Genomic DNA, 212 nt, shown 5'->3' on the forward strand with positions numbered 1-212 from the left:
GCACCGCCCTTCAACCCCTTGGGGTACTTCGGGTGGAAGTCAGCGCTGACGGTTATCGCCGGCTGCGCCGGTTCGCCCAACAGTGGACTGACCCGGTGTGGGCTATCGAAGGCGCGGCCGGCCTCGGCGCACCGTTGACCCGGCAGCTGGCCGCCGACGGCGTCGAGGTCATCGACGTTCCCGCCAAGCTGGCAGCCCGAGTGCGGCTGCTC

1 pseudogene is annotated in these 212 nt (G+C 70.3%); it reads left to right on the forward strand.

Annotated elements, in window-relative coordinates:
- Positions 1-32: 32 nt before the first annotated feature.
- Positions 33-212: pseudogene (locus ORI27_RS32975) on the forward strand (IS110 family transposase); the annotation flags it as partial.

The organism is Mycobacterium pinniadriaticum, from assembly GCF_026242045.1.
Taxonomy (GTDB): domain Bacteria; phylum Actinomycetota; class Actinomycetes; order Mycobacteriales; family Mycobacteriaceae; genus Mycobacterium; species Mycobacterium pinniadriaticum.